This window comes from Pseudacidovorax intermedius, assembly GCF_003350475.1.
GTDB classification, from domain to species: domain Bacteria; phylum Pseudomonadota; class Gammaproteobacteria; order Burkholderiales; family Burkholderiaceae_C; genus Xenophilus; species Xenophilus intermedius.
In genome coordinates this window covers 506,502-525,195 of sequence record NZ_QQAV01000002.1, presented here as the reverse complement: position 1 = coordinate 525,195, position 18,694 = coordinate 506,502, and the positions used below count along the sequence as shown (strand labels likewise).

Annotated in this window: 18 protein-coding genes, 1 pseudogene and 1 riboswitch; of the genes and pseudogenes, 15 read left to right on the top strand and 4 right to left on the bottom strand. The window is 70.4% G+C overall.

Annotated elements, in window-relative coordinates; all coding sequences use genetic code 11:
• Positions 1-6: 6 nt before the first annotated feature.
• From DFR41_RS09075 to DFR41_RS09025, 11 genes are all read left to right on the top strand, one after another.
• Positions 7-984, top strand: coding sequence for a tripartite tricarboxylate transporter substrate binding protein (locus DFR41_RS09075; RefSeq protein ID WP_114802476.1), 978 nt, complete (start codon positions 7-9; stop codon positions 982-984).
• Positions 985-1,047: 63 nt separating this feature from the next.
• Entirely contained in the window at positions 1,048-1,788 is a 741-nt protein-coding gene (locus DFR41_RS09070) for a phytanoyl-CoA dioxygenase family protein (protein WP_114802475.1), read from the top strand.
• Entirely contained in the window at positions 1,788-2,609 is an 822-nt protein-coding gene (locus DFR41_RS09065) for an ABC transporter permease (RefSeq protein WP_114802474.1), read from the top strand. Before DFR41_RS09070 ends, DFR41_RS09065 begins: the two co-directional genes overlap by 1 nt.
• 46 nt (positions 2,610-2,655) lie before the next feature.
• Entirely contained in the window at positions 2,656-3,654 is a 999-nt protein-coding gene (locus DFR41_RS09060) for an ABC transporter substrate-binding protein (protein WP_017757978.1), read from the top strand.
• Positions 3,655-3,685: 31 nt separating this feature from the next.
• Positions 3,686-4,513, top strand: a complete 828-nt coding sequence (locus tag DFR41_RS09055; protein WP_017757979.1) for an ABC transporter ATP-binding protein — start codon at positions 3,686-3,688, stop codon at positions 4,511-4,513.
• Positions 4,503-5,960 carry an enolase-like domain-containing protein gene (locus DFR41_RS09050; RefSeq protein WP_114802473.1) on the top strand — a complete coding sequence of 486 codons (1,458 nt, stop codon included), beginning with the start codon at positions 4,503-4,505 and terminating at the stop codon, positions 5,958-5,960. Before DFR41_RS09055 ends, DFR41_RS09050 begins: the two co-directional genes overlap by 11 nt.
• A 40-nt stretch (positions 5,961-6,000) precedes the next feature.
• On the top strand, positions 6,001-7,176 hold the full coding sequence (locus DFR41_RS09045) for a Gfo/Idh/MocA family protein (RefSeq protein WP_017759123.1): 1,176 nt from the start codon (positions 6,001-6,003) through the stop codon (positions 7,174-7,176).
• Positions 7,177-7,201: 25 nt separating this feature from the next.
• Complete coding sequence (locus tag DFR41_RS09040) at positions 7,202-8,389, top strand: dihydrodipicolinate synthase family protein (protein ID WP_017760068.1); 1,188 nt, start codon at positions 7,202-7,204, stop codon at positions 8,387-8,389.
• A complete protein-coding gene (locus DFR41_RS09035; RefSeq protein ID WP_017760067.1) occupies positions 8,389-9,267 on the top strand; it encodes a sugar phosphate isomerase/epimerase family protein in 879 nt (292 codons plus the stop codon). Before DFR41_RS09040 ends, DFR41_RS09035 begins: the two co-directional genes overlap by 1 nt.
• Before the next feature lie 73 nt (positions 9,268-9,340).
• On the top strand, positions 9,341-10,255 hold the full coding sequence (locus DFR41_RS09030; RefSeq protein ID WP_017760066.1) for a DMT family transporter: 915 nt from the start codon (positions 9,341-9,343) through the stop codon (positions 10,253-10,255).
• A 64-nt stretch (positions 10,256-10,319) separates the two neighbouring features.
• Positions 10,320-10,493: riboswitch (FMN riboswitch) on the top strand.
• Positions 10,494-10,617: 124 nt separating this feature from the next.
• Positions 10,618-11,121: a 6,7-dimethyl-8-ribityllumazine synthase gene (locus DFR41_RS09025; RefSeq protein WP_043112514.1), complete on the top strand. Its 504-nt coding sequence runs from the start codon at positions 10,618-10,620 to the stop codon at positions 11,119-11,121.
• A 54-nt stretch (positions 11,122-11,175) separates the two neighbouring features.
• Here DFR41_RS09025 and DFR41_RS09020 read toward each other — a convergent pair whose 3' ends face one another.
• Positions 11,176-11,643 (bottom strand): EVE domain-containing protein, encoded by a 468-nt coding sequence (locus DFR41_RS09020; protein ID WP_114802472.1) that lies wholly within the window; start codon positions 11,641-11,643, stop codon positions 11,176-11,178.
• Positions 11,644-11,718: 75 nt separating this feature from the next.
• Positions 11,719-12,555 (bottom strand): SAM-dependent methyltransferase, encoded by an 837-nt coding sequence (locus DFR41_RS09015; RefSeq protein ID WP_114802471.1) that lies wholly within the window; start codon positions 12,553-12,555, stop codon positions 11,719-11,721.
• A 29-nt stretch (positions 12,556-12,584) separates the two neighbouring features.
• On the opposite strand from DFR41_RS09015, the pseudogene arsC reads away from it, so the two are divergent.
• Positions 12,585-12,938: pseudogene (arsC, locus tag DFR41_RS09010) on the top strand (arsenate reductase (glutaredoxin)); the annotation flags it as partial.
• 126 nt (positions 12,939-13,064) lie between these two features.
• Here the strand turns inward: arsC and DFR41_RS09005 are convergent.
• Positions 13,065-14,312: an MFS transporter gene (locus DFR41_RS09005; RefSeq protein ID WP_114802470.1), complete on the bottom strand. Its 1,248-nt coding sequence runs from the start codon at positions 14,310-14,312 to the stop codon at positions 13,065-13,067.
• Positions 14,313-14,516: 204 nt separating this feature from the next.
• Here DFR41_RS09005 and DFR41_RS09000 point away from each other — a divergent pair, with 204 nt between their 5' ends.
• Positions 14,517-15,374: an AraC family transcriptional regulator gene (locus tag DFR41_RS09000; protein ID WP_425326696.1), complete on the top strand. Its 858-nt coding sequence runs from the start codon at positions 14,517-14,519 to the stop codon at positions 15,372-15,374.
• Here the strand turns inward: DFR41_RS09000 and DFR41_RS08995 are convergent.
• Entirely contained in the window at positions 15,322-16,266 is a 945-nt protein-coding gene (locus tag DFR41_RS08995; RefSeq protein WP_017758801.1) for a LysR family transcriptional regulator, read from the bottom strand. The two genes, DFR41_RS09000 and DFR41_RS08995, sit on opposite strands and share 53 nt — an antisense overlap.
• A 99-nt stretch (positions 16,267-16,365) precedes the next feature.
• Here DFR41_RS08995 and DFR41_RS08990 point away from each other — a divergent pair, with 99 nt between their 5' ends.
• Both DFR41_RS08990 and DFR41_RS08985 read left to right on the top strand, forming a co-directional pair.
• Entirely contained in the window at positions 16,366-17,466 is a 1,101-nt protein-coding gene (locus DFR41_RS08990; protein ID WP_114802468.1) for a tartrate dehydrogenase, read from the top strand.
• A gap of 107 nt (positions 17,467-17,573) precedes the next feature.
• Entirely contained in the window at positions 17,574-18,665 is a 1,092-nt protein-coding gene (locus DFR41_RS08985; RefSeq protein ID WP_114802467.1) for a patatin-like phospholipase family protein, read from the top strand.
• Positions 18,666-18,694 lie beyond the last annotated feature (29 nt).

Below are 18,694 nucleotides of genomic sequence, written 5' to 3'. Positions count from 1 at the left end.
AGACCGATGCGCTTTGTTGCCGGCGCCGCCCTGGCGGCCGCTTTCACCCTGTCCGTCGCCTCGGCGCCCGCACTGGCCGAGGCCGCCTACCCCAGCAAGCCGATCCGCGTGATCGTGCCCTTCGCGGCCGGCAGCACCACCGACATCATTGCCCGCGCCATCACCGACAAGATGAGCCAGAGCATGGGCCAGCAGCTGGTCATCGACAACCGCGGCGGCGCGAGCGGCACCATCGGGCAGGCGGCCGTCGCCTCGGCCGCGCCGGACGGCTACACGGTGATGATCCATTCGTCCTCGCACACCGTCAGCCCGTCCACCTTCGCCAAGCTGCCCTTCGACACAGTGCGCGACTTTGCGGGCGTGACACCGATCTCCTCGCTGTCGAATGCGCTGGTGGTGTCGCCGCAGAAGGGCTACCGCACGCTGGGCGATCTGCTGGCCGCCGCGCGCGCCCAGCCGGGCAAGCTCAACTTCGCCTCGGCCGGCCAGGGCAGCGCCACGCACCTCAATGCCGAGAAGTTCAAGCTGGCGGCGCGCATAGCTGCGACCAACATTCCCTTCAAGGGCTCGGCCGAGGCCGTCACCGAGGTGCTGGCCGGCCGCGTCGACTACTACTTCTCGCCCATCGCCCCCGTGATCGGGCAGATCCGCGAAGGCCAGTTGCTGGCCCTGGCGGTGGGATCGCCGAAACGCGCCAGCGCTCTGCCCGACGTGCCCACCACGGCCGAAGCCGGCGTGCCCGGCTCCGAATTCAACTTCTGGATCGGCATGATGGCCCCGGCCAAGACACCGCGCCCCGTGATCGAGCGGCTGCACGCCGAGGTGCTCAAGGCCCTGGCCACGCCCGAGGTCAAGGAGCGCTTCGCCAAGCTGGGCGCCGACACCTGGACGCTCAAGCCCGAGCAGTTCGACGCCTACATCAAGGACGAGATCGCCGGCAACGCTTCGGTGGTCAAGGCCGCCGGCCTGGCGGCCCAGCAGTGACGCACGGCGGCGGCGCCGCCGCCCCGGCCCCTTCCGCCTTCCAAACTCGAGGAGCGAAGTCCCATGATGGATGCGTACGACGCCGCCTATTACCGGCACCATGGCCACCTGACGGTCAATGGCGTGTTCACCCCGACCGAGATGGATGCCGTGGTGCACGACATCGAGGCCTGGGGCGAGTCCTTCCTGGGCGCCCTGCCGCCCGAGCAGCGCGCCTGGTACGTCGACGGCGGCGTTCAGGCCCGCACCGTGTTGCGCAAGCTGGACAACCCCCACACCCAGCGCATGGCCGTGCAGGCCCTGGCGCGCGACCGACGACTGCTCGATCTGGTGGAGACGCTGATCGGCCCGGGCGTGTCGGTGTACTTCAGCCAGATCTTCTTCAAGCCGCCCGAAGGGGGTGGCCCCAAGCCAGCGCACCAGGACAACTTCTATTTCGGCCCCGAGGATCCGGAGGGCATGGTGACCGCCTGGATCGCCCTGGACGACGCCACGCTGGAGAACGGCTGCCTCTACTACGGCGACGGCACCAACCTGGGGCCGGTGTACGAACACTTCGCGCCGGAGAACGAGCCCTACAACCTGCAAGTGCCGCACGAGATCCTGGACCGCCAGCCGATGACCCCTGCGCCGGTGCGCAAAGGCGGGGTGAGCTTCCACCATGGCAACACCTTCCACTACTCCGGCCCCAACGAGAGTCGCCACTGGCGCCGGGCCTGCGCGCTGCACTTCGTGAGCAACACCAACCATTTCGCGAAGCCGGCCCTGCCCTATGACCACTCGCTGAAGCTGCAGGTGTCGTGATGGATGGATCGACCCCCTCTGCCCGCCCGCGCTTCGAGCTGCAACGCTGGCTCATGCATCCGGCCACGCGCCCCGTCTGGCTGCTCGTGCTGCTGCTGGTGCTGTGGGACCTGGCCGTGCGCGTCTTCTCGATCCCGCCCTACCTGATCCCACCGCCCGCCGCGGTGGTCAAGCAGCTGGTGGCCGAGTGGCCGATGCTGCTGCAGCAGAGCCTGCCCACGCTCTATGCCACGCTGGGTGGCTTCATCGCTTCGGCGGTGATCGGCGTGCCGATCGCGATGTGGATCGCCTATTCGCGCACGGTCGAAAGCTTCGTCTACCCGCTGCTCGTGTTCTCGCAGTCCGTGCCCAAGGTGGCGGTGGCACCGCTGTTCGTCGTGTGGTTCGGCTTCGGCATCGTGCCCAAGGTCATCGCCGCCTTCCTCCTGGGCTTCTTCCCCGTGGTCGTATCCACGGTGCAGGGCTTCAAGTCGGTGGAGCCGGACGTGATCGACCTGGCCCGCTCGATGGGCGCCAACCCGCTCAAGATCTTCCTCAAGTTCCGCCTGCCGCAAGCCCTGCCCGCCATCTTCAGCGGACTGAAGGTGTCGGTCACGCTGGCGGTGGTGGGCGCCGTGGTGGGCGAGTTCGTCGGCGCCAACTCCGGCATCGGCTTCGTGCTGCAACGCGCCACGGGCACCTTCGACCTGCCGCTGATGTTCGCGGCGCTGGTGGTGCTTTCGATGATGGGTGTGCTGCTGTTCCTGGCGGTCGAGGTGGTGGAGCGATGGCTCATGCCCTGGCACGCCTCGCAGCGCCACGACCTTCAGGCCACGGCCTGATCGACGCCGCCCCCTTTCGCCTTCGCCCCTCAAGGAGACACTTCGCATGGAACGTCGACACCTTCTGCGCGCGGCCGCTACGGCCGCCCTGGCTGCCAGCATGGCCGCACCTGCCTTCGCGCAGCAGCGCGACAAGGTCACGCTGCTCTTGAACTGGTACGTGTACAGCGAGCACGCGCCCTTCTTCATCGGCAAGGAACGAGGCTTCTATGCCGACGAGGGCATCGACCTCGACATCCAGGAGGGCCGCGGCTCCGCGGTCTCGATCCAGGCCGTCGCGGCCAACTCGGCCACCTTCGGCTACGTGGACGTGCCGACCATGATCAAGGCCGCCACCAAGGGCGCGCCGGTGAAGGCGGTGGGCGTGGCGCTGCAGGTCAGCCCCATGTCGGTCATGGGCCTGGCCGAGAAGAACATCAAGACACCCAAGGACATCATCGGCAAGACGGTGGCCATGACGCCCGGCGACTCGATGAGCCAGATCTGGCCGCTGTTCCTGAAGAAGACCGGCCTGCAGGAAGGCCAGTACAAGGTGGTCTCCGGCGATGCGCAGACCAAGCTCAATGCCGTGATCCACGGCCAGGCCGACCTCCTGCTGGGCTACCTGATGGACCAGAACATCAAGGTGCAGGATGCCACCAAGAAGCCGGTGCAGGTCATCCGCTTCGCCGACTACGGCGTCAACCTGATCAGCTCGGGCATCGTGACCCACAAGGACACGCTGGCCAACAAGGGCGACCTGGTACGGCGCTTCATGCGCGCCACCACGCGCGCCTTCGAGGCCACCGAGAAGGAGCCGGAGGCCGCCATCGACGCAATGCTCAAGGCCAACAGCAAGGCCGGTCAGCGCGACACCCTGGTCATCGGCATCAAGCTCACCACGCCGCTCTATCACACGGCCGACACGCAGAAGCTGCGGCCGCTGCGCGCCTCGATGAAGGACATCGACGAGTCGCTCGACCTGCTGGTCCAGTACGGCGGCCTCGACGCTGCGCAGCGTGGCAAGGCCCAGGACTGGGTCACCAACGACTTCCTGCCGCAATGAGCGAGGCATTGGCCACCCCGAAGGCGAATCCATGAGTGCCGTGCCGTCCAACGTCGTTCCGCTGGCCGCCGGCGCCCGCACCGGCCAGGTGCTGATCGAAGGCCGGGGCGTTCGCAAGGTCTACCGCACCCGCGAGGGCGAGGTCGAGACGCTGCGCCCGCTGGACTTCCAGATCCGCGCCGGCGAGTTCGTCTCGGTGGTGGGGCCTTCGGGCTGCGGCAAGAGCACGCTGATGAAGATGGTGGCCGGCCTGCTGCCCATCTCCGGCGGCGAGCTGCGGCTGGCGGGCAGGCCGGTGACCGGACCGCAGACCGACGTCGGCATCGTCTTCCAGAGCGCCCTGCTGCTGCCCTGGCGCAGGGTGATCGACAACATCCTGCTGCAGGCCGAGATCCGCGGCATGCCCATGGCCGCCGCGCGCCAGCGGGCCGAGTCGCTGATCGCCATGGCCGGGCTGCAGGGCTTCGAGCACAAGTACCCCTGGCAGCTGTCGGGCGGCATGCAGCAGCGCGTGGCGATCCTGCGCGCCCTGCTGCACGACCCGCCCGTGCTGCTGATGGACGAGCCCTTCGGCGCGCTGGACGCCATGACCCGCGAGCGCATGAACCTGGAGCTTCAGCGCATCTGGCAGGCCTCGGGCAAGACGGTGCTGCTGATCACCCACAGCATCCCGGAGGCGGTGTTCCTGTCCGACCGCGTGCTGGTGATGAGCGAGCGACCCGGCCGCATCGCCGCCACCTACGACATCGACCTGCCCCGCCCCCGTCCGCTGGACGTGATGGGTACCGAGGCCTTCGCCGCCTACGCGCGCCAGCTGCGCGCGCACTTCTACGCGCAGGGCCACCTGGATGCGCACTGAGGCGGGTTCTTCGTCGGCCGGCGCCGGGCTGCCGCTGCGCGTGCGGCGGGTGGAGGCCGGCGTGCGCGACATGCGGCTGCGCCTGCCCTTCCGCTTCGGACAGGTCACGCTCACCCGCTGCCCGCAGCTCTTCGTGCGGGCCGAGATCGAGGTGGCCGGCCACGGCAGCGCATTCGGCCATGCCGCCGAGATGATGGTGCCGCGGTGGTTCGACAAGCGCCCGGAGCGCGATGCCAGCCGCAACATCGCCGACCTGGCCACAGCCTTCACCCGTGCCGCGCAAGCCTACGAGAACGACAAGGCGGCCAGCGCCTTCGGCCTCTTCGAGCGGCACTGCGGCGCGCTGGCCGCTGCAGGCCGATCGGCGGGCGAGACCGCCCTGAGCACCACCTTCGGCCAGGCCGTGCTGGACCGCGCCGTGCTCGACGCGCTTTGCCGCGCCGCCGGGTTGCCGGTCCACGAGGCGCTGGCGCGCAACCTTCCCGGCCTGGCCGACACGCCGCTGCTGCCCGATCTGGCCGGCTGGGACTGGAACGGTTGGCTGCGCACGCGGCGCCCGTCCGCCTCGCTGCAGGCACGCCACACCATCGGCATGCTCGATGCGCTGAGCGACGAACCGGCCGAGCCGGACGCCGGGGCACTGCCCGTCACCCTGCCCGCGGTGATCCGCCGCTATGGCCACCGCTTCTTCAAGATCAAGCTGGGCGGCGACCCGCAGGCCGACATCGAGCGCCTGGACGCCGTGCTCGCCGTGCTGGACCGCCTCTGCCCGCAGCACCGCTACACGCTCGACGGCAACGAGCAGTACGCCGACATCGACCGGCTGACGCAACTCGCCGACGGCCTGCGCACGCTGCCGCGCGTGGCGCAGCGGCCGCAGGCACTGCTCTACCTGGAGCAGCCGCTGCCGCGCGACGGCAGCTTCGTCGACGGCCTGGCGGCGCTGCATCTTCCTGCGCCGCTGCTGCTGGACGAGGGCGATGCCGCGCTGGACAGCTTCGTGCAGGCGCGCGCCGCAGGCTGGGCCGGCATCTCCAGCAAAGGCTGCAAGGGCATCTGGAAGGCACTGGCCAACCGCGCGCGCTGCGAGCGTCAGGCGAGCGCCGATGGCACGCCGCCCTTCCTGTCGGCTGAAGACCTCACCTGCCAGGCCGGCCTGTCGGTCCAGCAGGACCTGGCCTGGGCCGCCCTGCTCGGCCTCACGCATGCGGAGCGCAACGGCCACCACTACGTGGATGGCTTCGGTACCGCACCGGATGCCGAAGCCCAGGCCTTTGCCACGGCCCACCCCGATCTGTACGAGTGCAGCGCCGGCCGGCCCCGGCTGGCGATCCGCGAGGGCGCCATCGCGCTGGACTCGCTGTTCGCCCAGCCTGGCTTTGCCACCGGCGCCCTGCCCGACTTCGACCATCTCGCACCGCTCGACCACGCGCCGTCCATGGTCTGAGCCGCCCCTTTCCCTTGCCATTTCTAGAGAGGAGCCTTCCATGGCCACACAACGACTCGGACTGATCATGCACGGCGTCACCGGACGCATGGGCATGAACCAGCACCTGATCCGCTCCATCTGCGCCATCCGCGCGCAAGGCGGCGTCCAACTCGCCAACGGCGACCGCGTGATGCCCGACCCCATCCTCATCGGCCGCAATGCCGACAAGATCGAGGCGCTGGCCCGCGCCCATGGCATCGAGCGCTGGGGCACCGACCTGGATGCGGCGCTCGCCAACGCGGACGACACCGTCTTCTTCGACGCAGGCACCACGCAGATGCGCCCCCAGCTGCTGGCCAAGGCCATCCGCGCCGGCAAGCACGTGTACTGCGAGAAGCCCATCGCCACCAACCTCAACGAGGCGGTGGAAATCGCGCGCCTGGCCGACGAGGCCGGTCGAACGAAGGGCATCAAGCACGGCGCCGTGCAGGACAAGCTCTTCCTGCCCGGCCTGCGCAAGCTGGACATGCTGCGCCGCGCCGGCTTCTTCGGCCGCATGCTGTCGGTGCGGCTGGAGTTCGGCTACTGGGTGTTCGAAGGCGACCTGCAGCCGATCCAGCGCCCCAGCTGGAACTACCGCAAGGAAGACGGCGGCGGAATGATCCTGGACATGATGTGCCACTGGCGCTATGTGCTCGACAACCTCTTCGGCGAAGTCCAATCGGTCAGCTGCCTGGGCACCACGCACATCCCGAAGCGCTGGGACGAGGCCGGCAAACCCTACGAGGCCACCGCCGACGACGCAGCCTACGCCACCTGCGAACTCACCGGCCACAACGGCGAGCCGGTGATCGCGCAGATCAACATGAGCTGGGTCACGCGCGTGCGCCGCGACGACCTGGTGACCTTCCATGTCGACGGCACCGAGGGCTCGGCCGTCGCCGGCCTGCAGAGCTGCCGCGCCCAGTCGCGCGTGGCCACGCCGCGGCCGGTGTGGAACCCCGACATCAAGCAGACGATGAACTTCTTCGACCAGTGGCAGGAGATTCCGGACGTCGAGACCTACGACAACGGCTTCAAGATCCAGTGGGAGCACTTCATCCGCCATGTGGTGGAAGACGCGCCCTACAAGTGGACCCTGCCCGAAGGCGCCAAGGGTGTGCAGCTGGTGGAGGCCGCGCTCGACTCCTGGAAGGAGCGGCGCTGGATCGACGTGCCGCCGCTGAAGGTCTGATGGCCGCGCCGACGAGGAAATGACCATGGCCCTGACCCTTCGCCTGCCCGACGCCGACGGCCGCCTGGCCGCCTACACGCTCAGCGGCGCCACGCCGGTGCAGCCGCAGCCGGGCGCGCGCTTCGACCGCATCGCCTATTCCGCCGCGCATGTGGTGGCCGACCCGCTGGCGGCCATCGACCCCTGGCTGCAATGCGCCGTCGACTGGGACGCCACCCTGGCCTACCGCCGCCACCTGTGGTCGCTGGGGCTGGGCGTGGCGGAGGCCATGGACACGGCCCAGCGCGGCATGGGCCTGGACTGGCCCACCTCGCTGGAGCTCATCCGCCGCTCCATCGACGCGGCGCGCGACGTGCCGGGCGCCTTCCTCGCCTCCGGCTGCGGCACCGACCACCTGGACCTGGCCGAGGTGCGCAGCGTGGACGACGTGATCCGCGGCTACGAGACGCAGATGGCCGCCATCGAAGGCCTGGGCGGCAAGCTGATCGTGATGGCCAGCCGCGCCCTGGCCCGCGTGGCGCAGAGCCCGGCCGACTACGAGCGCGTGTACGACCGCGTGCTGAGCCAGGCGAAGCAGCCGGTGGTGCTGCACTGGCTGGGCGACATGTTCGACCCGGCGCTGGCCGGCTACTGGGGCACCGCCGACGTGGACGCCGCCATGGACACGGCCCTGGGCATCATCGCCGCGCATCCGCACAAGGTGGACGGCATCAAGATCTCGCTGCTCGACAAGGACAAGGAGATCGCCATGCGCCGCCGGCTGCCGCCGGGCGTGCGCATGTACACCGGCGACGACTTCAACTATGCCGAGCTGATCGCCGGCGACGGCGCGGGCACCGAGCCCACGCACGGCAAGAGCGATGCGCTGCTGGGCATCTTCGACGCCATCGCGCCGGCGGCGAGCGCGGCGCTGGCCGCATTGGCGCAGGGCGACACGGCGCGCTTCCACGAGATCCTGGCGCCGACGGTGCCGCTGTCGCGCCACATCTTCCGGGCGCCCACGCGCTTCTACAAGACGGGCGTGGTGTTCATGGCCTGGCTCAACGGCCACCAGTCGCACTTCACGATGGTGGGCGGCCAGCAGAGCACGCGCTCGCTGCCGCACCTGGCCGAGCTGTTCCGCCTGGCCGACGCCGCGCACCTGCTGGCCGATCCGGACTTGGCGGTGCGGCGCATGAAGGCGCTGCTGGCCACGCACGGGGTGGAGGGCTGATGCGCGACCTGTCGCAGGACAGCCGCTGGCTGTCGATCAACACCGCCACCCTCCGCCGCCAGCGTGGCGCCGAGGTGCCGTTGGCGCGCATCATCGACCAGTGCGCCGAGCAGGGCGTCCGCGCCATCAGCCCCTGGCGCGACCAGGTGGCCGCGGCCGGCCTGGAGGCCGTGGGCAGACAGCTTCGGGCGCTGGACATGCAGCTGTCAGGCTACTGCCGCGGCGGCTTCTATCCCGCCGCCGATGCGGCCGGCCTGCGCGCCGCGCTGGACGACAACCGCCGCGCCATCGACGAGGCCAAGGCGCTGGATGCGCCCTGCCTGGTGCTGGTGGTCGGCGCCCTGCCCGGTGCGCTGGAAGGAAAGCCCGCCTACAAGAGCATCGCCCGCGCGCGCGGCGAGGTGCGCGACGGCATCGCCGCCTCCCTCGAGTACGCACGCAGCGTGGGCATGCCGCTGGCCATCGAGCCGCTGCATCCCATGCAGGCCGCCGACCGGGCCTGCATCAACACGCTCGAACATGCGCTGGACCTGTGCGACGAACTGGACCCCGACCGCACCGGCATGCTGGGTGTCGCCCTCGATGCCTATCACTGTTGGTGGGACCCGAAGCTCGAAGCCCAGACCGCCCGCGCCGGCCGCGAGCGCCTGCTGGCCTACCACGTGTGCGACTGGCTCACACCCACGCGCGACCTGCTCAACGACCGCGGGATGATGGGCGACGGCGTGATCGAGCTGCAGCAGCTGCGCGGTTGGGTCGAGGCCGCAGGCTATGCGGGGCACTGCGAGGTGGAGATCTTCTCCACGCAGGACTGGTGGCAGCGCGACGGGGAAGAGACGCTGCGCATCTGCATCGAGCGGCATCGCAGCGTGGTGTGAGGGGCTGTGCGCCGTTCTGCCCTCCGACAGGTCCAAGGAGAACGGATGGCGAGCCGCGTTACCCTCGCCCTCCGTGCCTTCCCTCTCCTTCCCTGATCCGGCCCGCCGCGGCCGGCGCGCCATCGGCTGCATGCTCGGCGCCATGGCCTGTTTCGTCGTCAACGACGCACTGAGCAAGTTCGTGAGTCAAGGGCTGCCGGCCGGGCAGCTGATCTTCCTGCGCGGGCTGATGGCCACGCTGCTGGTGCTGGCCGTGGCGGTGGTGCTGGGTGAGCACCGGCGCCTGGGCGCGCTGCGCCATCCGCGCGTGCTGCTGCGCGCCAGCGTGGATGCCTGCGCGACGGTGATGTACCTGCTCTCGCTGTTCCGCCTGCCACTGGGCAATGCCACCGCCATCAACCTCGCGGCACCGCTCTTCATGACGGTATTCGCCGCGATCTTCCTTCGCGAGCGGCCCGGCGCGGCGCGCTGGTGGGCCGTGGGGATCGGCTTCGTCGGCGTTCTGCTGGTGGTGCAGCCGCGCGGCGACGGCTTCAACGCCTGGGCGCTGCTGTGCCTCTCGGCCACGCTGTTCCATGCCACGCGCGACCTGCTCACGCGTGGGCTGGACCCGGCCATTCCCTCCATTGTGGTCACGCTCTCCACCGCATTGGCCGTCACGCTGCTGTCGGGCGCGCTGTCGGTGGCCGAGGGCTGGCAGCCGGCCACGGCCGGGCAGCTCGGGCTGCTGGCGCTGTCCTCCGCCTTCCTGGCCACCGCCTACTTCCTGCTGATCCAGTGCATGCGCCAGGGCGAGGTGTCGCTCACCGCGCCCTTCCGCTATTCGGCCCTGCTCTTCGCGGTGGGACTGGGCTATGCGGTCTGGGACGACGTGCCCAATGCCTGGGCCTGGGCCGGCATCGCGCTGCTGGTGGGCTCGGGCCTGCAGGTGATCCGCAGCGAGCGCAACCGCCAGCCGGTGCGCACGCTGGAGGCCCAGGCGGAATGAAGGCGACAGCAAGGCTATTGACCCGCTCCTAAAATCCGCCCGCGGCCACCTCCGGGTGGCCGCCAAGCGTTCTCAGGGCAGGGTGGAATTCCCTACCGGCGGTCATGGTGGAAGGCGACTTCCGCACGAGCCCGCGAGCGCCCGCCGCTGCAGTCTTGACGGGCCGTGGTAGCGGGGTCAGCAGATTTCGGTGCGATTCCGAAGCCGACGGTCACAGTCCGGATGAAAGAGAGCGCGAGATGCGGCCAGGCTCCTGGTCGCGTGCGGCGTCATGCCGCGCGCGGCTTGCGGGTCGGGCGCGGCTTTTCGTGCGTGTTCTCGATGCCCTGATTCAGGCCAACCCTTTGTTCAAAGGCAACACCATGAGTCAGCTCAACGACCTTCCCCTCCAGATCCTGCCCGCCTTGGGTGACCGGCGCATCGCGCTGGTCGAGGCCCAGTGGCATGCAGACATCGTCCACCAGGCGCGCGACGCCTTCCTCGCCGAGATGGAACGCCTGGGCGTGCCCGCCTCGCAGATCGACATCTTCGACGTTCCCGGCGCCTTCGAGATCCCGCTGCACGCCAAGCGGCTTGCCCGCAGCGGCCGCTATGCCGCCGTGGTGTGCTGCGCGCTGGTGGTCGACGGCGGCATCTACCGCCACGAGTTCGTGGCCAGCACGGTGGTCGAGTCGCTGATGCAGGTGCAGTTGGAGACCGAGGTGCCCATGATCTCGGCCGTGCTCACGCCGCACCACTTCCACGAGCACATCGAGCACCGCAAGTACTTCCACCGCCACTTCGCGGTCAAGGGCACCGAGGCGGCCGAGGCCTGCGTGAAGACCATCGCGGGGCTTTCGCGGCTGGACGCGCTGCTCGCCGCCTGAGGGCGCGCAGTCGCGGGGCGGCCTGGCGGCGGGCCGCCCGAGCCTTGCGTCGGCTCAGCGATCCGCCAGCGCCAGCACGGCCGCCCACTCGGCCGGCGTCACCGGCGTGATCGACAGCCGGTTGCCCTTGCGCAGCAGCAGCATGTCGGCGAGCGCCGGTTCGGCGCGCAGCTCGGGCAGGCCGAGCAGCCGCGTCTTGCGCACCGCCTGCACGTCCAGCAGCAGCCAGCGCGGCGCATCGGGCTTGGACGCCGCGTCGTGGTACGGCGAGGCCGCATCGAACTGCGTCGGGTCGGGCCGCACGCCCGAGGCCACGCGCGCGATGCCGGCCACGCCTGGCTGCGGGCAGCTGGAGTGATAGAAGAGCACACCGTCGCCGACCTGCATCGCATCGCGCATGAAGTTGCGCGCCTGGTAGTTGCGCACGCCCGTCCAGGGCACGGTCTGCGCGGGCGCGGCCAGGGCGTCGTCGATGGAGCATTCGTCGGGCTCCGACTTCATCAACCAGTAACGGGGACTCATGGCGGCATTGTCCGGGCTGGTGCCGGGCACAGGTTGACGACGTCTCACCTGCGCACCCTGGCCGGTCAGGGCGGCTCAGGACGGGCAGCCGGCAGCGGGCCGCCGCAAGAGGCGGATGCCGTCCGGCAGCCCGGGAATGCCGCGCCGCACCAGCAACTGGCCGTCGCTCCAGATCAGCCAGGGCCGCAGTTGGCCACCGACCGGCGGCGGCAGGCTCGCGCCGTCGATGCGGCCGCGCCATTGCACGGGCGTCCCGGCGCCGCGCGCGAAGGTGGCCTGGTACGCCAGCATCGACTGACGAAAGCTGAGCTGGAAGCCGCCCGGCGCGCACCATGCGCCGTCGACCGGTGCCGGCACGCGCCAGAGGAAGATGCGCTGCGTCCGTAGACGGCCGGGACTGCGGTCGAGCAGTTCCACGGTCTGCGTCTGCTCGGCCGGCCAGCCGGACAACCCGTCCGTGTCGGAGATCACCCGCGTGCCCGGCGCCAGACGCAGCAGCGCCGGGCGCAGCTGCTGCTGCGATTCGGGCGGCAGGTGCATCACGACGATGCTGGCACCGGTGAGGCGCGTGCGCAGGAGGTCCTCCTCCCGGAACACGACCCGGTCCGCCACGCCCGCCTGGGCCGCGCGCTGGCGGGCGCGGTTGAGCAGCTCGGGTTCGGTCTCGACGCCGGTGGCGCGTGCACCGGCCAGCGCCGCGGCCACGACCACGCGGCCTTCTGCCGTGCCCAGGTCGAGCAGATGGTCGTCGCTGCGCAGCGCGGCCATCCGGACGATGGCCTGAGCGAGCCGCTCGGCCGCCACCATCGATGCCGCGGCGGCTGCATCGCCCCGCGGCTGCGCCACGGCCGTGGGCACCGCAGCCGTCGCCGCAAGCCCAAGCAGCAGAAGCAGGAGAGGTCGGCAGCGCATCCGGCCAGTATGGTGGGAATAATTCCCGGATGCCAAGCAACGACACCACGATCTATCACAACCCCTCCTGCGGCACCTCGCGCAACACGCTGGCGATGCTGCGCGAACGGGGCGTCGAGCCCACCGTCGTCCAGTACCTGAAGACGCCGCCCGACCGCGAGACGCTGCGGCGCCTCTGCGCGGACAGCGGCCTCGGCGTGCGGGGAGTGCTGCGCGAGAAGGAGCCGCTGGCCGCCGAGCTTGGTCTGCTCGATCCGGACCGCAGCGATGAAGAGCGGCTGGACGCCATGCTGGCGCACCCCGTGCTCATCAACCGCCCGCTGGTGGTCACGCCCAAGGGCACGCGGCTGTGCCGGCCCAAGGAGGTGGTGCTGGAGATCCTCTGAGCGCCGTCGCCCGATGCCGGGCGAAAAGCGCGACAGCGACCGCGCGGCGGATCGGTCGGCGGCGGCCTGCAAGTCCTCGTCGTGTTCCTGCGGCCTGCACTGCCGACCCGTGGCGCGGGAAAGTCAGGCCGAAGCCGGCGTCAGCAGCTCGCGCCGCGCCCGGCGCACATTGAAAGCGCTGGCGATCAGCACGGCCTGCACCATCGCCAGCCCCAGGATCACGCTGGTGTACTGGCCGGCGTCCATCAGGCGGCCGAAGATCAGCGGCGCCACCGCCTGGCCGATGTCCAGGCCGGCATACACCACGCCATAGACCCGCCCGCTGGCATTCGCCGGCGTCGAACGCTTGACGATCAGGTCGCGCGAGGGGCCGGCAATGCCCGAGGCGAAGCCCATGGCACCGAACAACACCGGCACCACCGCCGGCGGAAAGTTCGCCAGGCCCAGCACCAGCGCCAGCGCTGCCGCGATGCCGAAGCCCACACCCACGATGCGCTCGCAGCGCGTCGGGTCCGAGGCCAGAAAGCCGCCCAGCACCATGCCCACCGAACTGGCCACCATGTAGACCGTCACGCAGATGGCGACCAGCGCCACCGGCACGGCGTGCAGCCGACCGGCGGCCTGCGGCGCGAAGGTCTGCACCACGCTGATGACCATGGCGTAGAAAAAGAAGAAGCCGAAGCACATCCACACCGCCGGGATGCGCAGGAAGGCGAAGGCGCCTTCGGTGCCCGGGCCCTGGCCCGTGGCCTTCTGCACCGCCTTGACGTCCAGCGCCAGCGCGGCCCGGCCGAACCACAGCACCACCAGCACCGTCAGGGCCAGAGCACCGGCGCTGGCCAGCGCCACGCGCCAGGAGAAGGCAATGGCCAGCGGCACGACGAAGGCCGGCGCCAGCGCCCAGCCCAGGCTGCCGGTGATGCCGTGCACGCTGTAGGCATGGCCCAGGCGGGTGGGCGCCACCTTGCGGTTGAACAGGGTGTAGTCGACCGGGTGGAACACGCCGTTGCCCACACCCGCCACCACGGCGCTCGCAACCAGGCCCCAGTAATTGGGCGCCATGGCATACCCGAAGGCCGCCAGGCCCAGGCAGCCCAGGCCCACGAAGAGCACCGGCCGCGGACCCAGCTTGTCGACGATGAAGCCCGAGCCCGCCTGCACCGCGCAGGAGGTGACGAAGAACACGGTCAGCACCGCGCCCAGCTCGGTGTAGCTCACGCCGAAGGCGTCCTTCAGCCAGGGGAAGAGCGGCGGCAGGATCAGCTGGCTGAAATGGCTGATGGCATGCGCCAGGCCCACCAGGCCGATGAGGGTGGCGTCGGAGCGAAGGGAGGAAGAGCCGCCCGGGGGCGACGCGGAAGCAGTGGTCATGGCAGCGGGCCGCGCGCCTCGGGGACGCAGCAGGCGGGTTTCTTGTCGTTGGAGGAAGCGGCTGCGTCACCCGACCCGGGCCCGCAGCGCCCCGTCATGGTAGGCGGCGAAAAACGGCAGAATGCCGATACCCTGCCAACCTCTGTCGAGAACATGCCAGACCTTGCACCGCCCGCCGAAGCGCCCGCCGCGCGGGCCCCTTTGCTGCCGCGGACGGCCTCCGCAGTACCGCGTGCGGCCCCGGCGCCATCGGCAGCCGCCCCCGCGCACAGCGTGGGCCCGCTCACGCCGCACCTCTACGCGCCCGATGCGTTGCGACCGCTGCGGGCCAAGGAACATTTCCTCTCGGCCGACACCCAGGTCGAGCCCCACACCCATCCCTGGCCACAGCTCACCTTCTCTACCCGCGGCGTGATCCGCCTTTCGACGCGGGATGGCAGCTACATCATCCCGCCCTCGCGTGCACTCTGGGTGCCGGCGGACGTGCCGCACAGCATCACGCTGGTGGAAGACGCCGAGTTGCGCACCGTCTACCTGCACCGCTGGCTGGGCCCGGACTGGGCGCGCTGCGAGGTGCTGGAGATCAGCCCGCTGCTGCGCGCCCTGATGCTGGCGCTGGACACCACGCCGGACGGCCTGCCGCCCGCCGACCCCGCGTCGCCGCAACGCGAGCGCTGGATCGCGCCGCTGCTGGTGGACGAACTGGAGCGCGCCCAGCAGATCCGCATCGACGTGCCGCTGCCGCAGGACAAGCGCCTGCGACAGCTGTGCGAGGCGGTGCTGCGCGCCCCCGACGACCGCGCCACGCTGGCCGAGCGCGCCCGCGGCATCGGCGCCAGCGAGCGCACCGTGGCGCGCCTGTTCCGCGACCAGTTGGGCATGAGCTGGCAGGCCTGGCGCCAGCAGGCGGTGCTGGCCCATGCGCTGCCGCTGCTGGCCCGCGGCATGGCCGTGAGCCAGGTGGCCACCGCCTGCGGCTATGCCACCGACAGTGCGTTCTGTGCCATGTTCAAGCAGGCGACGGGGAAGTCGCCGACGGCCTTCCAGCATCGGCGGCGCTGACTTCCGCGAAAGCCTCGATCAGGTACTCGACGCAGACCCGCACCTTGGCCGAGCTGGCCAGGCGCTCGGGATAGACGGCCCAGACGTTGGCCTCCTGCCGCCATTCGGGCAGCAGCTGCACCAGCTGACCGTCGGCCAGCAGCGGGGCCACATCCCATAGCGAGCGCAGCACCACGCCATGGCCGTCCACCGCCCACTGCACCGCCACTTCGCCATGGTTGGACGACAGCGGGCCGGTGACCTTCACCGCCTCCTCCTGCGCGCCGGCACGCAGCCGCCAGACGCCGAAGGGATGGTCGCGCTCCTTGATCACCAGGCAGTCGTGGCTGGCCAGGTCCTGCAGCGTGCGTGGCGGCTCGCGACGGGCCAGGTAGGCGGGCGCGGCGCACAGCACGCGGTGGTTGGACGCCAGCCGCCGGGCGATGAGGTGCGGCGCGATCTCGTCGCCCACGCGAACGTCCACGTCGTAGCCTTCGGCGGCGACGTCCACCAGCCGGTCCAGCACCTCGAGCCGCACCTGCAGGCCGGGATGGCGTCGCGCCATGGCCGACAGCATCGGCGCCACCACGCGGCGGCCGAAGCCGAAGCTGCTGCTGATGCGCAGCAGGCCCCGCGGCTCGCCGCGGGTGACGGCCACTTCCTGCATCAGCTGCTCCACATCGTCGAGCACGCGCTGCGCCCAGTGGAAGACACGCTCGCCCTGGTCGGTCACGCTCACCCGCCGCGTCGTGCGATGCAGCAAGCGCACGCCCAGCGTCTCTTCCAGCACGCGGATGCGCTTGCTGACATAGGCGGTCGAGACGCCCAGTTGCTCGGCCGCCGCCGCAAAGCTGGATTGGCGGGCCACGATGAGGAAGACGCGCAGGTCTTCGTTGGCAGGGATATTGCTCACGATTCGTGGCCAATGTCTTCACGGATGCAGGATTGTATGGATAGCGTGTGCAACGAGAATGCACGCCATCGCTTCCCTTCCCGCATCTGGAGACCCACCATGGCCGCAAGCACCCCAACCCGTCCCTTCCGCATCGCCGTCCTGCCCGGCGATGGCATCGGCAAGGAAGTCATGCCCGAAGGCCTGCGCGCCCTAGACGCCGCGGCCAAGCGCTTCGGCATCGCCATCGAGTACAGCCACTTCGAATGGGCTAGCTGCGACTACTACGCGGCGCACGGAAAGATGATGCCGGACGACTGGAAGGCTCAGCTCCAGGGCATGGACGCCCTCTTCTTCGGCGCCGTGGGCTGGCCGGCCACCGTTCCGGACCATGTGTCGCTGTGGGGCTCGCTGCTGAAGTTCCGCCGCGAGTTCGACCAGTACGTCAACCTGCGCCCGGTGCGCCTGTTCGAGGGCGTGCCCTGCCCGCTGGCCGGCCGCAAGCCCGGCGACATCGACTACTTCGTGGTGCGCGAGAACACCGAGGGCGAATACACCTCGCTGGGCGGCGTGATGTACGAGGGCACGGAGCGCGAGATGGTGATCCAGGAGTCGGTGTACTCCCGCGTCGGCGCGCAGCGGCTGCTCAAGTTCGCCTTCGAGCTGGCACAGTCGCGGCCGCGCAAGCACGTCACCCTGGCCACCAAGAGCAACGGCATCGCCATCAGCATGCCCTGGTGGGACAAGCAGGCCGACGAGGTGAAGAAGGCCTATCCGGAGGTGGCGCTGGACAAGCAGCACATCGACATCCTGTCCGCGCGCTTCGTGCTGCAGCCGGGCCGCTTCGACGTGGTGGCGGCCACCAACCTGTTCGGCGACATCCTGTCGGACCTGGGCCCGGCCACCACCGGCACCATCGGCCTGGCGCCCTCGGGCAACCTGAACCCGGACCGCACCTTCCCGTCGCTATTCGAGCCGGTGCACGGCTCGGCGCCGGATATCTACGGCAAGAACATCGCCAACCCGATCGCCATGATCTGGTCGGGCGCGATGATGCTGGACTTCCTCGGCCACGGCGAAGGCGCCTGCCGGCAGGCGCACGACGCCATCCTGGCGGCCATCGAGGCGGTGCTGCGCGAAGGACCGCGCACGCCGGACCTGGGCGGGCAGGCCAGCACGACGGAACTGGGCGAGGCGGTGGCGCGGCACATCGCCGGCTGACGGTGGGTCCCTCCCCCGCAAGGCGGGAGGGCAGGAATGCCGCAGCGATCCGGCCACGCGCGTGCGGGCCGGGCACTTTTCGCCGCGGTCACACTCCGTCCCTTCCGATGACAGCAGGACTTCCCCCTTCCCTTCCCCGCCGCGCCCGCATCCGTGGGTGGCGGCCCATCGCGGCCCTCGGTCTGGCCGCACTGGCCGGCTGCGGTAGCGTGCCTCGCACGCCCGCAAGCACGGCGAGCGCCGCGCCCAGTGCCACGGTCTCCCCCGCACCCGCCGCCAGCGGCGTCCCCGCCCCGATCCGCATCGGCATCGCCCTCGGCGGCGGGGCGGCCAAGGGCTTCGCGCACATCGGCGTGATCAAGATGCTGGAGGCCAACGGCCTCGCACCCGCCGTGGTGGCCGGCACCAGCGCAGGCAGCGTGGTCGGCGCCCTGTACGCCAGCGGCATGAACGCCTTCGAACTGCAGCAGAAGGCCGTCGCGCTCGACGAGGCCAGCATCCGCGACCTGCAGTTTTCGTCCGGCGGCCTGGTGCTGGGCCAGAAGCTGGAGGACTACGTTAACGCCCAGGTTCACAACAAGCCCCTGGAGCAGTTGGCCAAACCCTTCGTGGCCGTGGCCACGCGGCTGGAGGACGGCGAGCGCACCGTGTTCGCGCGCGGCAACACCGGGCAGGCGGTGCGCGCGTCCAGCAGCGTGCCGGGCGTATTCCAGCCCGTGGCCATCGGCAAATACCACTATGTCGACGGCGGCGTGGTCAGCCCGGTGCCCGTGGACGCGGCCCGGCAGTTGGGGGCCGACGTCGTGATCGCCGTCGACATCTCCAGCAAGGCCCGTGGCCGCACGCCGGGCGACCTGCTGGGCACCGTGGGCCAGTCCATCGCCATCATGGGCCAGAAGCTGGGTCACGCCGAGCTGGCCCGGGCGGACGTGACCATCCGGCCGGCCGTGCTGGACATCGGCGCCGCCGACTTCACCCAGCGGGCCAATGCCATCCTCGAAGGCGAGAAGGCGGCCCTGGCCGCCATGCCCCGCATCAAGGAGCGCGTGGCGCAGCTGCAGGCGCAGCGCGCCCAGGCCGCCCAGCAGGCACAGGCCCAGGCGGCGCAGGCCCGGCAGAAGAGCTGCCTGGAACAGCGCTCCAGCTGGCGCAAGCTGGCCAGCGCGGCCGGGCTCGACGACAGCTGCGCGGCGCCCTGAGCGCCCGCGCCGAGCAAGCGGCGCGCCCG

Bases quoted from the DNA above. Each gene is read 5' to 3' on its own strand.
- DFR41_RS09050 (WP_114802473.1), top strand. From the start codon at position 4,503: ATGCGCACTGAGGCGGGTTCTTCGTCGGCCGGCGCCGGGCTGCCGCTG.
- DFR41_RS08990 (WP_114802468.1), top strand. From the start codon at position 16,366: ATGGCCGCAAGCACCCCAACCCGTCCCTTCCGCATCGCCGTCCTGCCC.
- DFR41_RS09075 (WP_114802476.1), top strand. From the start codon at position 7: ATGCGCTTTGTTGCCGGCGCCGCCCTGGCGGCCGCTTTCACCCTGTCC.
- DFR41_RS09055 (WP_017757979.1), top strand. From the start codon at position 3,686: ATGAGTGCCGTGCCGTCCAACGTCGTTCCGCTGGCCGCCGGCGCCCGC.
- DFR41_RS09015 (WP_114802471.1), bottom strand. From the start codon at position 12,555: ATGCGCTGCCGACCTCTCCTGCTTCTGCTGCTTGGGCTTGCGGCGACG.
- DFR41_RS09020 (WP_114802472.1), bottom strand. From the start codon at position 11,643: ATGAGTCCCCGTTACTGGTTGATGAAGTCGGAGCCCGACGAATGCTCC.
- DFR41_RS09040 (WP_017760068.1), top strand. From the start codon at position 7,202: ATGGCCCTGACCCTTCGCCTGCCCGACGCCGACGGCCGCCTGGCCGCC.
- DFR41_RS09035 (WP_017760067.1), top strand. From the start codon at position 8,389: ATGCGCGACCTGTCGCAGGACAGCCGCTGGCTGTCGATCAACACCGCC.
- DFR41_RS09060 (WP_017757978.1), top strand. From the start codon at position 2,656: ATGGAACGTCGACACCTTCTGCGCGCGGCCGCTACGGCCGCCCTGGCT.
- DFR41_RS09065 (WP_114802474.1), top strand. From the start codon at position 1,788: ATGGATGGATCGACCCCCTCTGCCCGCCCGCGCTTCGAGCTGCAACGC.
- DFR41_RS09070 (WP_114802475.1), top strand. From the start codon at position 1,048: ATGATGGATGCGTACGACGCCGCCTATTACCGGCACCATGGCCACCTG.
- DFR41_RS09005 (WP_114802470.1), bottom strand. From the start codon at position 14,312: ATGACCACTGCTTCCGCGTCGCCCCCGGGCGGCTCTTCCTCCCTTCGC.
- DFR41_RS09025 (WP_043112514.1), top strand. From the start codon at position 10,618: ATGAGTCAGCTCAACGACCTTCCCCTCCAGATCCTGCCCGCCTTGGGT.
- DFR41_RS09045 (WP_017759123.1), top strand. From the start codon at position 6,001: ATGGCCACACAACGACTCGGACTGATCATGCACGGCGTCACCGGACGC.
- DFR41_RS08985 (WP_114802467.1), top strand. From the start codon at position 17,574: ATGACAGCAGGACTTCCCCCTTCCCTTCCCCGCCGCGCCCGCATCCGT.